The sequence below is a fragment of the Streptomyces mutabilis genome (genome assembly GCF_014649815.1).
GTDB classification, from domain to species: domain Bacteria; phylum Actinomycetota; class Actinomycetes; order Streptomycetales; family Streptomycetaceae; genus Streptomyces; species Streptomyces mutabilis.
Genome location: NZ_BMTT01000209.1, coordinates 1 through 599, shown reverse-complemented (window position 1 = coordinate 599; position 599 = coordinate 1). Strand labels below are relative to the sequence as shown.

Sequence of the window (599 nt, the reverse complement as noted above, 5' to 3'; positions counted from 1 at the left end):
CTTGGACTACAGTTACTGAAGGTGCAACTTTAGCAACTAAAGGCTTGGGATTAGCAATAAGATTTATGACTGGACCAGTCGGTATAGTTATTACAGCCATCGGATTATTAGTAGCAGGGCTTATTCATTTATGGAAAACAAATAGCTCGTTTAGAAATGCAGTTATCGGCATTTGGAATTCAATAAAAAATGCTGCAATAGCTATATTTGGTTTTATCAAACCTTATATTATTAATATTTGGAACGCAATTAAAAACTCTACAATTGCCATTTGGAACGCGATTAAAAGAAGTGCTGTAATAATATGGAACGCTATTAAATTTGCTGTTCAACATCCTATTCAAGCATTAAAAAATGTCTTATCAGCTTTATGGAATGGCATGAAAAATGCTGCTATTAAAATCTGGACCGCCTTAAAGAACGGCGTTATAGCAATTATTAAAGCATATGTTGCGCAAGTAAAATTTAATATCAACCTTATTAAACGCATTGTAGTTACGATATTTAATGCTATTAAAGGCTTTTCTATTAAAGTGTGGACTGCATTAAAAAATGGTGTGTTAGGAATCGTTCGAGCTTTGCGCAAAGGTGTTCTATCT

1 protein-coding gene is annotated in these 599 nt (G+C 33.4%); it reads left to right on the top strand.

Annotated features, from left to right (window positions below):
• A partial coding sequence (locus tag IE142_RS35445; RefSeq protein ID WP_229831272.1) for a phage tail protein occupies window positions 1-599 on the top strand: 599 nt, incomplete at both ends.